Annotated in this window: 9 protein-coding genes; 1 reads left to right on the top strand and 8 read right to left on the bottom strand. The window is 46.7% G+C overall.

Annotation, left to right across the window (positions count from 1 at the left end):
- Positions 1–62: 62 nt before the first annotated feature.
- Entirely contained in the window at positions 63–2,381 is a 2,319-nt protein-coding gene (gene yicI, locus QNO02_RS10490) for an alpha-xylosidase (protein WP_289391952.1), read from the bottom strand.
- 172 nt (positions 2,382–2,553) lie between these two features.
- Here yicI and QNO02_RS10485 point away from each other — a divergent pair, with 172 nt between their 5' ends.
- Positions 2,554–3,474 carry an AraC family transcriptional regulator gene (locus QNO02_RS10485; protein WP_289391951.1) on the top strand — a complete coding sequence of 307 codons (921 nt, stop codon included), beginning with the start codon at positions 2,554–2,556 and terminating at the stop codon, positions 3,472–3,474.
- A gap of 156 nt (positions 3,475–3,630) precedes the next feature.
- On the opposite strand, the gene QNO02_RS10480 is transcribed toward QNO02_RS10485, so the two are convergent.
- From QNO02_RS10480 to QNO02_RS10450, 7 genes are all read right to left on the bottom strand, one after another.
- Positions 3,631–4,551: a hypothetical protein gene (locus tag QNO02_RS10480; RefSeq protein WP_091032059.1), complete on the bottom strand. Its 921-nt coding sequence runs from the start codon at positions 4,549–4,551 to the stop codon at positions 3,631–3,633.
- A 386-nt stretch (positions 4,552–4,937) separates the two neighbouring features.
- Complete coding sequence (locus QNO02_RS10475) at positions 4,938–6,797, bottom strand: adenine deaminase (protein ID WP_289391950.1); 1,860 nt, start codon at positions 6,795–6,797, stop codon at positions 4,938–4,940.
- 310 nt (positions 6,798–7,107) lie between these two features.
- A complete protein-coding gene (gene helD, locus QNO02_RS10470) occupies positions 7,108–9,483 on the bottom strand; it encodes an RNA polymerase recycling motor HelD (protein ID WP_289391949.1) in 2,376 nt (791 codons plus the stop codon).
- A 245-nt stretch (positions 9,484–9,728) separates the two neighbouring features.
- Complete coding sequence (locus tag QNO02_RS10465; protein ID WP_289391948.1) at positions 9,729–10,190, bottom strand: pyridoxamine 5'-phosphate oxidase family protein; 462 nt, start codon at positions 10,188–10,190, stop codon at positions 9,729–9,731.
- A 131-nt stretch (positions 10,191–10,321) separates the two neighbouring features.
- On the bottom strand, positions 10,322–11,389 hold the full coding sequence (locus tag QNO02_RS10460) for an FUSC family protein (protein ID WP_091032071.1): 1,068 nt from the start codon (positions 11,387–11,389) through the stop codon (positions 10,322–10,324).
- Between the two features lie 300 nt (positions 11,390–11,689).
- Complete coding sequence (locus tag QNO02_RS10455) at positions 11,690–12,412, bottom strand: HD domain-containing protein (protein WP_289391947.1); 723 nt, start codon at positions 12,410–12,412, stop codon at positions 11,690–11,692.
- 1 nt (position 12,413) lies between these two features.
- Positions 12,414–13,853 carry an NAD-dependent malic enzyme gene (locus QNO02_RS10450; RefSeq protein ID WP_091032075.1) on the bottom strand — a complete coding sequence of 480 codons (1,440 nt, stop codon included), beginning with the start codon at positions 13,851–13,853 and terminating at the stop codon, positions 12,414–12,416.
- Between the last annotated feature and the right edge of the window lie 189 nt (positions 13,854–14,042).

The raw sequence follows: 14,042 nt of genomic DNA, 5'->3' as shown, positions 1-14,042 counted from the left end.
CTATCATCGTAGACAAACAGACGGCACCTTTCGGCACCGTCCTTTTCTTTTACTATATCATTTTACAGTTGGATTGTAAGCGCGCTTTCGCCTGTTGCTGCCGTAACGACAACACCATTTGCACCAGACACTTGGGAACCACCTTCAACGCTGGATACACTCTCAATGCCGCGAAGCACCAAGTTCCATGGTTTGCCTGCACCTTCAGCACGAACATCCAGCACTGAACCATTACGTGTAACGTTAACTGTCAGCTCCTGCTCTGCCGCTTGGTTCACAACGACAGCTTGAGCCGTTTGACCATCAGCCAGTTCGAACAAGTGCAAGGACACATCATTCGCAAAGTCGTAATCCGGTTTGTTATCCACCGCACCCACAGCGATCAGACTGTTTGGCTTAATCATCATTGGCAGTGTTTTAAAGTCATGGTTTTCACTGATCCAGCGTCCACCTTGTACTTTCGCTCCTGTCAGATAGTTCGTCCAAGTTCCTTCAGGCAGGTAATAACGCACATCACCTTCCTTGTTGAAGATTGGAGCCACCAGAATTGAATCACCAAACATATATTGCGTATCCAGGTTATATGTTGTTGGGTCCTCTGGGAAGTCCAGCAGCATAGCGCGCATCATCGGAATACCTTTTACCGTTGACTCTACCGCAGAATTGTACAGGTACGGCATCAGGCTGATTTTGAGTTTGGTAAAGTCACGAACAACGTCCACGGATTCCTCGTCAAACAACCAAGGCACACGATACGAAGTGCTGCCATGCAGGCGGCTGTGTGAAGATAAAAGTCCGAATTGTACCCAACGTTTGTATACATCAGGGCTCGCTGTGCTTTCAAAGCCACTGATATCATGGCTCCAGAATCCGAAACCGGAAAGCCCAAGTGAGAGGCCACCGCGAAGCGATTCAGCCATGGATTCATACGTGGAAGAGCAGTCTCCGCCCCAGTGAACCGGGAACTGTTGCCCACCTGCTGTTGCAGAACGTGCAAACAGGGCAGCTTCGTTTTTGCCAATCTTCTCTTCGAGCAATTCAAATACAGCTTTGTTATAGAGCTGTGTATAATAGTTGTGCATTTTAACCGGATCAGAACCATCAAAGTACACAACATCTGTCGGAATTCTTTCACCGAAGTCTGTCTTGAAGGAATCTACGCCTTGATCCAGCAGGACTTCCAGCTTGCTCTTATACCAATTCACAGCATCCGGATTCGTGAAATCAACCAGAGCCATGCCTGCTTGCCACATATCCCATTGCCATACGCTGCCATCGGCTGTTTTGACCAGATAACCGTTCTCCATACCTTCATCGAACAAGTAGGATTTTTCTGCAATATATGGATTGATCCAAGCACAGATTTTAAGGCCCTTCTCTTTCAGACGTGCAAGCATGCCTTCCGGATCCGGGAACATCGCTTCATCCCATACAAAATCAGACCATTGGTATTCCTTCATCCAGAAGCAGTCAAAATGGAATACAGACAGCGGAAGATCACGTTCAGCCATGCCATCTACGAAATGGTTAACCGTTGCTTCATCATAATCCGTTGTGAATGATGTTGTCAGCCACAGACCAAATGTCCATGCTGGTGGAAGCGCTGGTTTACCTGTTAATTTCGTATAATTATCAAGTACATCCTTTGGATTGTCACCGCCGATAATGAAGTATTCCAACGTCTCTCCTTCTACGCTGAACTGCACTTTAGATACATTCTCGGATGCAATCTCATACGATACGCGTTCAGGATGATTTACAAATACGCCATATCCTTTATTGGACAAATAAAACGGAATGTTCTTATATGACTGCTCACTGCTTGTACCGCCGTCCTCATTCCAGGTATCGACGATTTGACCATTCTTAACAAACGGCGTGAAACGCTCACCAAGTCCGTAAACGTATTCACCAATACCAAGATCCAGCTGTTCGCGGAAGTACGCTTCCTTGCTTGGACCTGTAATATAACCAGCAGCTCTTTGACCACTACCAGTAATCCGTTTTCCTCCATACAGGAAGCTGACGTCCCAACCGTTTGTTTTATCGATTTGAACTTCCAGATTGCCGCTTTTCAAAACAGCGCCTTGTTCATTTTTTGAGATGTCAACGTTTGCATCTTGCGTATTAAGCTCAAATACAGGCCCTTTTTTCACTCCGCCTTTATGGTGATTCAAGGTTACACGGATAACGTTAGGCATAGGTGAGCTGTACGTTGCTTTCAGCAATGTACCGTTCAATGTGTCGCCTTTGTTACGAATATATTTAGTTGCCGCATATACGGTCACAGAATTCTCTTTTTGCACAATATCACGAATGTCAGTCGGGTTTTGAATCTGGTACCCTTCACGAGTCATCCAGAATCCATCAGTAAATTTCATGTTTTCTTTCCCCCTTTGGTTATATTATAATAATATTGATATTAATAACGAATTTCTTCTCTTATTTTGACCAAATATATCACGATTTTGATAATAAACATCCGATTCTTGAACATCATCACCAATCTATGGAAACGATTACATTAATAATGTAACAAAAGGAGAATCTGATATGGAACGTGAACGATTACGGGAAGACCGGATTCACGGCAATGCCATGTATCCCGTCAGTGTGTACCCGGATATTCAACAACTAAACGGAGATAGCATTCTCGATTGCCACTGGCATGATGAGATGGAGTTCACCATGGTGACCAAGGGCTGCGCCGTCTTTCAGATCGATATGAACACTGTTGAGGTTCAAGCTGGAGAAGCCATTTTCATCAATAGAGGCGAGATTCATGCGGGGTATCTGAAGGGTGATGTTCCCTGCGTATTCTCTTCCATTGTATTTAATCCCGAGCTGCTTGGCAGCCGTACCTTCGATACCGTCCAAGAGAAATTCATCGGTCCACTGGTACGCAAAACGGTGATTCCCCCTTGTCATATCAAGGCAGATGAGGATTGGGGACAAGAAATTCTAGATCTCCTGAAACGTATATTTGCAGACCATGCTACCCGAACCGAAACGTGTGAAATGTCAACAAAAGCGTACCTGTACCTCATATTTGCCCGAATGTTCGAACATATGAGACCTGCTCCGGTCAAAGGCACCGTGGCTACAGGGAGTCATGACAAGGTAGAGCGCCTGAAATCCGTGCTCAGTTATATTCACAAACGGTATCCTGAACCATTAAAGCTGAAAGAACTGGCCGACGAAGCCAATATGAGCGAAGGACACTTCTGTCGTTTCTTCAAACAGATGGTGCAGAAAACCCCGGTTGATTACATTAACTATTACCGCGTTCAACAGGCCTGCGTTCAGCTTGAGAATACGGATCACAAGATTGTTGATATCGCCATGGATGTGGGTTTTGAGCATCTAAGTTACTTCATCACTACATTTAAAAAACATAAAGCCACTACACCTTCACAGTATCGCAAAATGTTCTATGAGAACGTAGGAATGGAGTCTGCTCTAGTTCAGGTGTAAAAGAAGAAGGTGCTCACAGCTATTCAGCTGCAAACACCTTCTTTATCACTTCCAATTCCCAAGAACTAACAAGATAAGGTTCTGAGGCACGTTGTCTCAGCTAGAACTCATTTCATGTGCTGCTACAAGAACTGCGCTAAGGAATTTATTGATGTCTCACTTTTTCAGCGTCTTCCATGAAGTGTACTCATGTACGGAGAAACCGTTAAAGGATGCATGTACTGAAGCCATTTTTTCGACCAACTTCAATTGTGCTTCCATATAAGCAGATCCCTCTTCATAAAAAGTAATGAAGTCGCCTTCCTTGCTTTGCTTTGTTTCCACGGCGATTGAGATCGTCTTGCCGAGCAGAGCTGCTTCTGCAAGTTCATCCTTCGCCACACTATAGATTGCAGCAGCTGTATCGCGGTAAGCCATAATGGTGATGGAATCAAACTTGCGAATCATCCAGCTACTTACGGCCATCGTGGAACCCGGAATTTTGTAGTTATCGAGCCAGAAAGGCAGATCAGCTGCTACTGGCATCTTCATCCGTGATGCTCGCTCAACAATGTACTCCACATTGCCTTGCCACTGGGTAATTACACTGGCCTGATTGATTTTCCACTGCGGGTGCACATGTGGCTCAATATCCAGATGGATACCAGCAAATTTCTCATTGGGCAACGCTTGCGCCTGATATGTCTCGATCCAGTCCAGGAAAGATGCAATCTGCTCCCGACTTTCCGTCAAGCCCCAGGCTGATCTTCCATCCATGACGTCAACCGCAATGTTCTTGGCTCTCGCCTGACGGATAAAACTTTTATATTCAGGAATTTTTATATCCCGGTTCATCTGCAGATAGATCGTATTGATTTTGTTCGCTGTAGCATAATTTAATACCTCTTGAGGATTACTTCGGATCTGGGTGGTATCCCACACCCATGTCGCTCTCACCGGTGCATCAAGTTTTCCATGAATCGTTGCATAACTGTCGACTGAACCATCCGCAATGGCTTTGGAAGAACAGGCTGTACTCGCACACAGGATCAAACAACTCAGTAATACGATAAAACGGTAACCCCTTTTGCTTTTCATATTTGTACACTCCCTCTGAAGTTATCAGCTCTGACGTGCAAATCTGGATGAAATTGTGTCGTTTCATATTCATTTAATGGATATTTATTAGGTACGACGAATTTGGATTGCTTCTATATGCAATATCATCTTTAAGACTCACTACGAAAGAATCATATAACTATATTTCGGGAATTCGTAGTTCTGTATGTATAGTTCAAAAGTCGCAATTATTCACTATTTTCTAAATTAACCCTTATTTCAGCATGACTTCAGTCATTATTGCCATATGCACACCGAGATCCAGAAGACCTAGAAAGCGTTTTCTCCCACAATGTACAAAAAAACCGCCCTAAGGCGGCTTTGCATGTATCTTAATCTATTTGTGCTCTAGTCGACATTTCCGTTCATTCATTACCCGATGGAGCTACAGGTGTATTCTCAACCACTTCATCGAAAAGGGACACCAGTTCAATACCTTCTGCCGAGATCCGCACAAGACCCTTGTCGGACAAACGTAGTTCTGGAATCACAACCAGCGAGAGCAACGAAAGCGTCATGAACGCATTATTCAACAGACATCCTGCAGACTGTAAAGCTTCACTGATTGCTGCCGATTGGGCTGCAACGACTTCGAATGGCTCGGTTGACATCAAACCTGCAATCCGCAGCGGGAATTCGGTTACACCTGCTGCCGTTACCACGGCGACTCCGCCCTGCATTCGAATGACACGGTTACCGGCTTCGGCCATCAGGGCATCATCATTACCGATAATCAACAGGTTGTGACTATCATGAGCAACCGTCATCGCAATCGCTGCAGGGGATGTGAAGCCGATGCCTCCAACAAGCGCTACCGCTCGATTCCCGGTTTGTTTGTGACGCTCCAATACCGCAATTTTGCATACTTCCCCTGAAGTTGAAACCACAACCTTGCCGTTCTCTACGGTGACGGGCAGGTGTTTCTCCTTTGTATCCACATGGTTCTCTGTCACATGAATGATTTTGGCACCAATGATCCCCTCTTGAATCGGCGCAGCCAACTCCAGATCTACTGGCTGAATATTAGCTTCTAACTTCACTGTGTTCAGCGCTTCCTCAGGGTACGTGAAGCTGTCCCAGACCGCCGTCATTTTCCCGTTCTCGGCTACAACTTGCCCGGCAGCAATCGTCATGCCCACACGTACATCCGCCAACCGGCCGTCCAGCAGAATAATATCGGCTATATTGCCCGGAATAACCGCACCAATATCACGCGCAACACCAAAGCGCTCAGCCGTGTTAATGGTTGCCATCTGAAAAGCAGTGACCGGCTTCACACCTTGGGAGATTGCAAGACGAACAACAAAATCCATATGTCCTTCTTTGAGCAGGGATTCAGAGCTTCGGTCATCGGTCACCAGCATCATCCGGCGTGTATCCAGTCCAAGCTCAGTGCAGGCTTTGATTGTCTCAGCCACATCATGCCATGCCGAACCTTGGCGCATCTTCGCATACATCCCGAGTCGCAGACGTTCAACCACATCTTCCTTGGTCACACACTCATGATCCCCTGTAACGCCACTCGCTGCATACGCTGGCAGACGCCAGTCATCTGCAGCCCAGGTGAAATGACCGTCTGCCACTTTACCTGCCCGGAGGGTCGCCTGTATCTCCCCGATCATCGTCTCGTCCCCATAGACTACCCCAGGGAAGTTCATCACTTCACCAAGGCCAATCATGTCCGGACCCCAGGAAAGAGCCTCAGCTACCTCCTCAGGCCCGATATAAGCACCTGTTGTCTCCAATCCTGGATGAGTGGAAGGCACACAGGAAGCCACCTGCATATAAGCAGCCATCGGTGTGGTCCGCGCTTCATCCAGCATCAGTCTCAAACCTTTGAGACCAAGCACGTTAGAGATCTCATGTGGGTCAAAGAAACCTCCGGTCGTGCCTGAAGGCAATACCGCTCTCGCAAACTCGGTTACTTTCATCTGTGTACTTTCGATATGGCAGTGTCCATCCAGCAAACCAGGAGCGATATACTTACCGTTCGCTTCAATAATCCGGGTATGTTCTCCGATGGTGTGGCTTACATCTTTACCGACATAAGCGATTCGAGCTCCCTGTACAGCTATGGACATCTCAGGCAAAATCTCACCCGATATCACGTTTACCAGCGTACCTCCCCGAATGACCAAAGTCGCTGGCAAATCTCCCCGTGCTGTAGCGACCAGATCAGGTACACAATCGGCCATAAGCGGCCGTTCAAAAGATGGTTTGTTCATTTTGTTGCCTCCTTTAATAAACGATCCAAAAAAATATATTGTTACGATTATATGAGTCCGGACTTCATGTGTAAAGAAAAATCACATCTATTGTGCTTAAATACAAATTATGAAGTCCTCTTTATCCACGGGACCCAATCCTTACGGATTCACGTTAGGTATTTTCATTCAATACGATCACTTAAATGGCTGGAACCTCATCTCGTATAATTCCCTCGCTAAGCTAGCTTCTTCCCGATCTATGTATCATATACAGAAAAACTCCCGTTCCATTGAACGGAAGCCTTCTTCATGCATATGAAGTGTTATGTCAGTCCACTTGCGCAGCAGACACCTTGCCAAGATCATACCATTCTTCCGACTGGGCAGTAATGAAAGGACTCGGTGTACCCACGCAGTAAACGTGCAGCAGATGCATCGCTCGTGTACAAGCCGTATAGAACAACTTGCGTTCATGTTCCTGCGCATACTGCTCCGCAGAGCCGTCATAGATCAGGACAGCATCGAACTCCACACCTTTGGCCAGATACGCCGGGATCACATGAACACCCTGCTCAAAAGCCAGCGTCGTTTTTTTGATTAACTTCGGTGCTGTGGGCAGTACCTTGCTCAATGCAGCATGTACGTCTCTGCTCTCTTCGGCGGTCTTGCAGATGACTGCGACCGATTCGTATCCTTCCTTAATCAAGTGCTTCAGGTCTGTCGTGATGACGTTCATATGACGCTCGGCATCAGAAGAGACAATCACTTTAGGCTTCTCGCCGCTACGGTTAAATGGAATAATCTCTTCCCCACCAGGCACCATACCACGTGTAAACTCCACGATCTCCCGGGTAGATCGATAACTTCTAGTCAGCTCAATCACTTCCGTATTGTCTGGTCCGTACAGGTTAGTCAAGGGTCCTGTTCCACTAAGTACTGAAGAGTGGGCATAGATTGCCTGATTAAAGTCACCAAGTGCTGTTATTTTCGCCCGCGGGAACAATCTCTTCATAAATGCCAACTGAAACGCAGAATAATCCTGGGCTTCATCAATGATGACATGGCGAATATTGGAGTTAATATGGAATCCAAGCATAAGCTCACGCAAGTACAAGTATGGCGTAATATCTTCATATGCCAACTCCTGAGACTTCAATCTGCGTAAAGTCATCTTACCAATTTCATCCCATTGAGCAGGCAGTGCTTCGTCACCCAGCAATCGCTCCATCTGAGCCTGATCGCTGAACAGATGTGCATATAATTGTCTTATATCAACGAATCGTAAGGACTTGATCCATTTGCGCAACGGTTTGAGTCGGTCACTGACCACCATACGTGCCAGAATTTCTCTTTCCTGCTCGAAGTCATTAAACGTATGGGTCTTTCCTTTTTGCTTGCGCTTCAACCGTTGATATGCACGTTGCAGATCCTCCGGCTCCATCAGATCAAGCTGCTGATCAACCCAAGGCGCATCCAACTCACCTTTACCAAAGGCAGACAGTTCTTTCAGCATCCAGTCCCGTAACATCTCCAGTCGACTCACCAGCTTAACGGACGACTCGAAACTATAGAATTTCTCAGCCATAGCCTCTGACGTGACAATCGCTCGGCCCTGGAAGCGAACCGGCTTGAATTTCATGCCACCTGACAACATGCTTTCCTTATAACGTGTAATGACTTTCAGGAAAGTTTCGGACGACTTGAAGCGAATGCTGGACATGCGAACTTCATAATCGGGATCTTCCGTCCCCGTAAGTACATATTCGAGTTGAATAAACGGATCTTCCAGTTGATATTCACGACCCAAACGGCGCTCCAGATACTCCTGGAAGGTCGTTTGCAACATGTTTTCCTCCCCAAGCTCAGGCAGTACCGTGGAGACATAACTGTTGAACATTGGATTCGGTGAAAAAAGAACCATCTGATCCGCTTGCAGATGCTCGCGGTATTTATAGAGAAGATATGCCACACGCTGGAGCGCCGCGGATGTTTTGCCACTGCCGGCTGCGCCTTGCACAATGAGCATACGTGTCCGGTCATTACGGATAATCCGGTTCTGCTCCTTCTGAATGGTCGCTACAATACTCTTCATCTGTGCATCTGAAGTTCGACTGAGCACGGCCTGCAACAACTCATCACCAATCGTAACCCCCGTGTCAAACATAAAACGGATACGTCCATCCCGAATGACAAACTGCCGCTTCATCTCTATATCACCGCTGATCTCTCCGCTTGGTGTATGATATGTGATCGGGCCCGGTGCTCCGTCATAATACAGGTTAGAGATTGGCGCACGCCAGTCGTAGACCAGAAAAGATTCTTCCTTCTCATCCAGCAACGATGCAATGCCGAGATAAATTCGTTCTGCATTTGGATACCCGTCTTCCTTAAAATCAATGCGCCCAAAATACGGTGAATGATGCAGTCGTTTCATTTTATCCAACGCAGCTGCTGTATTGAGATGGCTGCGCTCCCGATCGGACAGTACCTGTGACTGCTGCCGCATGCTGGTTGAAGTCTCCCCGACATCGTCCGCTTCACTGAAGTTCATCGTGACTTCGTCCCAGAAATCTTTTCTCATGCCAACCACTTCGTCACGGAAGGAACCTACTTCATCTTCTAACGTTGTGATCTTGCGTTCAATCTGATTGGTCACCGTGTTGACCCGTTGTTGTTCCTCAATCCATTGCTGATCTGTACTCATATGTTAATAGCCCCTCTTTCCCCGGATTGTGTCCTCAAAATCCCATTTGACAAGCCCGAAAAGGCAATGGTATAATTATTAGAAAGTAAACATTTTAATTATATGTTAATTAGTTCTAATTTTCTGAAAACCATTTTTTATTGTACCAGTGACAACGTCCCGATGCAAGCGGAGGCGTTTTTTGTTGTTTTCTTCTTCATTATTACCCTATCACCGGGTCCTCAACTGGCTTAGCTAACTCCTGCCTACTTTCGTAATTCTTCAATCGTCTCTTTCCAGCGTGTAATTGCCCCAAGTTCATCTTTTAATTGAAAGGTTATTCCTGAAGTGATCTCCGCATATGGCGCGTGATCCACACGTACATGGAGCACATGTGCTTCAAAACGATCTCTCGGATGAACAGCGCTCTTAATCTCAGGCAACCGTTCTACTTCTATACGGATATGCAGCAATCGATGTCCTTGAACCGCAATCAAGGTAGCCTTGCCTGTTTTGCTCATGTTCATACTGGTCTGTGTACCTTGCCATAAAGCAAGTCTAAGCTGACGCGGATTTATCGCAATCACTTCCCCCATACTGATCATCGCCTGATGCGGCCATTGATCCTCAGATACGGTCAGCAGTTGCATGGCCTCATGCTGTTTATGCTCCAGATTTGTCCCACTCAACCATTCCATTAGTTCAGCGTCTAATTCCTCAATAATCATGTCTCTATCCCTCGGTTCGTTAATATTCATGCCATTCAGCCTTATGTATGACAAAACAACCCGGACACGATTGTCCGGGCAATGTTGTAGTTCCATTGTATATGATCACAAAGCAGGTGCGCAATTCGTTATCAAGGCCACTTAAGCCAGTTCAAAATTTTGTCCTGTGATTCTTTGTCTTCACTGGCGCTGTGCACATGTTCGGCAAGTCGATTCAGACGTTCCAGCTGATATCCGTAATCATAGATCGCAGCAGCCACGATCGACAATCGTAACATCCCTTCCTTGTCGATATCAAACTGGGTGATCGCCTGCTCCATGAAACGGTCATTATCCAATACAAACTGTGCGGCCTCTTCCCCATTAGGTTTCAGCTTATCCTCGAACTTGAGCAGTGCGTGCTCATGGAATTTGATAACCAGTTCAAGATGTGAGTCAAAAAACTGATCCATGGCCGTTGTCCGCGGTGCCTGGAAATAGTGGCGTTCCACCGAATCCAGCACCTCATACCCTTTTTGCAGACTCAGCAGCATTTGTTTGTAGACCACCATCTGACGAGTTTCGCTGAATTTCGAACGTTTCATCTTTTTCTGTTCCTCTTCGAACAAGTTATACTTGTCGGACAAAGACTTAATGGAACCGCCCAGGTTGCTTTTCTCCTCCCGGAATACAACTTCCTTGATCTCATCCGAGATCGAGGTTCGCAGAAGCAACGACATACCGCTGAATACACTATGGATCTGCTTCACGAACTGAACCTTCGGTTTCGGAGGAAATACCGTAATGTTGATGAGAAACGCCGAGACAATACCAACCAGTGTCAACAGAAAACGATTGAGTGCAAAATGCCAGTCACCCGAGGCTTCCATAATGGATACAACCGTGACCAGTGTCAGGCCAACCGTCTCACCCATATTCAATTTAAGACAGATCATGATGACAAGTACAATAATTAATCCAACGGCGATTGGCTCATTGGACAGCACCATGCCCCCCAGAAGGGCGACAATAGCTCCCAGCGTGGTCGTTTGCAACTGATCCAGGAAGTATTTCCAAGAACGATAGATGGAAGGCTGCATGGCGAATATAGCCGCGATTGCGGCAGGCACGGGAGATTGCGGGTTCAAGAACAGGCTGCTTAGGTACAAGGCAAGCGTGACCGCAATCCCCGTCTTAAGTACACGTGCACCAAACGACATGGTGGTGACCCCTCCTCTTTACCGAACCTGAAATTTTACATTTGATAATCATGTTCATTATTACCCCATATTTCTTTTTTTGCCTGAATTCATTCAGGAGAACGATTTATTGTACCATGTAAGGTCTTCCGATGCCATGTCATAAGTCAGAGGTATTGTGAAATTGATTTCCTTATGTATGTTAATACACATTATTAACCCAAAAAGAAGCAAATCTTCAAAATGGATTTTCACCACTTCAAAGATTCGCCTCCGTTACTTAATTATACTTTGTGGAATGCTCATGCTTATTATGCCTGCCTAACGGTCCGTGCCCTCCCATTCCCTTTTGAACTGGTCCACAAACTGCACCATATAATCATGACGCTGTTCCGCCAGCTCCTTGCCATAGGAGGTATTCATCAGATCCTTGAGCTTGAACAACTTCTCGTAAAAGTGATTTATCGTTGTGCTGCGCCCATTGCGATATTCCTCACGGGTCATCTGCTCCCGTGGGGGGAGGGACGGATCGTACATCTCACGCCCTCTGGCGCCTGAAAAGGCAAAGGTTCGCGCGATCCCAATCGCACCCAGTGCATCGAGTCGATCCGCATCCTGAACAACCTGTGTTTCAAGCGAACTGACCGCAGGACGCTGGCCTCCCGCATATGAGATGGTGCTAATAATACCCACAACCTTATTACGTATATCCGGGTCAAGAGGCTGGGTATCCAGCCAGTCATTCAGTTTGGCCATCCCGGCTTCCAAGCTCTCATTCAGCTTCTCATCCGGTACATCATGTAATAATGCGGCCAGTTCGCAGACAAATGGATCTGCACCCATGCGGTGAGCGAGTTCAACCGCAAGTGCGGTTACCCGTTCAATGTGCGGCCAGTCATGACCATCACTATGCTTGGATGAGTCCCCTTGAACAAAGGATCGGGCGGCGCGTAGAACAGCCTCTCCTGCCGTTATTCCATCTATATTATGCATGTGCCCTAATTCCTGCAGATTCCCACCAGATTGAAGAGGGTTGTCTGACATCTTACGATTCCCCGCCTTCACGGGCCTGTTCACGTGGAATACGCCGAGCTACACCCGTCTTAATAGCTGCTTCAATCACGCGACTGCGCATCGATTTGACCACTTTATCATTGAACACACTCGGAATAATGTAATAACGTGTACGCTCTTCATCCGTAATGGCCGAAGCAATCGCTTGAGCGGCTGCCAGCTTCATTTCTTCATTAATTTCAGTAGCACGGCAATCCAAAACTGCCCTGAAGATACCCGGGAAACATAACACGTTGTTGATCTGATTCGGATAATCGGATCGGCCTGTTGCCATTACCGCCACAATGTCTTCCACCAATGCAGGCATAATCTCTGGTACCGGGTTTGCCATTGCAAACACGATTGGATCTTCTGCCATGGTCTGCACATCTTCGCGAGTTAACAGATTCCCGCGGGACAGGCCAATGAACACATCGGCTCCACGAATGACATCACGCAGCGAGCCAGTCTCCAGTTCGGGATTAGTACGAGCTGCATAATCACTCCAGACTTCATTCTCATAGGTTTGTGTCCGTACAATCGCACCCTCACGATCGACACCTATAAGCCGGCTGGCTCCCGCGGACAATAATATGTTGCTGCATGCTACACCTGCTGCACCGATACCACAGACCACAATCTTCACATCATCAATGGACTTACCCACCAGTTTGAGCGCATTGATCAGACCGGCATATAACACAACCGCTGTGCCATGCTGGTCATCATGAAATACAGGAATATCCAATTCCTCATTCAGACGACGTTCAATTTCGAAACAACGCGGTGACGAGATATCCTCCAGATTAATGCCGCCAAAACCAGGTGATATCGCTTTCACAGTACGTATGATTTCCTCCGTATCCTGTGTGTCCAGGCAGATTGGGAAGGCATCCACACCTGCAAACTGTTTGAATAACATCGCTTTACCTTCCATCACAGGCATCGCTGCACGAGGACCAATATTACCAAGTCCAAGCACCGCACTGCCATCAGATATGACGGCCACTGTATTCCGTTTAATTGTCAATGAGAAGGCTTTGCCGGGTTCTTCTGAAATGGCTGAACATACACGAGCCACATCCGGTGTGTACACACGTGACAGATCTTCCCGGTTTTGAATCGGGGTCTTTGGTGTTACTTCGATCTTACCGCCCAGATGAAGCAGGAACGTCCGATCCGATACGTTAATAATGGACACACCTTTGAGCTGGCGCACCCCTTCTATAATTTTACTGTTATCTTGCGCATCTGTAACGGCGACCGTCAAGTCGCGCACGCTTACATCCTGATTGGTGGAAATCACGTCGATGGCAATGATGTCTCCCCCAGCTTCCGAGATGGCCGAAGCCACTTCGCCAAACTTGATATCCTTAGTTGTCATTTCCAGTCGAATAATAATGCTGTTACCATCCAGATTTCTTTGATTCATTTCCATTCCTCCCAGACTGAAAGTCTTGAGTTACATGTTACGTGTTTGTCTTCGCTGCGCGGACACGTTTATCCTTTATCTTGTCCAGAAAAAGTCGTTCAACAGCCAAATGCATAAAATAAAAAAGATGCCCTGAACACCAATGCAGGCGTTCAGGGCATCTCTTCTTAATACTAATTTCATTTATTT

It is taken from the genome of Paenibacillus sp. PK1-4R (genome assembly GCF_030369595.1).
Classification (GTDB): domain Bacteria; phylum Bacillota; class Bacilli; order Paenibacillales; family Paenibacillaceae; genus Paenibacillus.
Note: the sequence above shows the minus strand (reverse complement) of the source record. Positions and strands in the feature narration are given on the sequence as shown.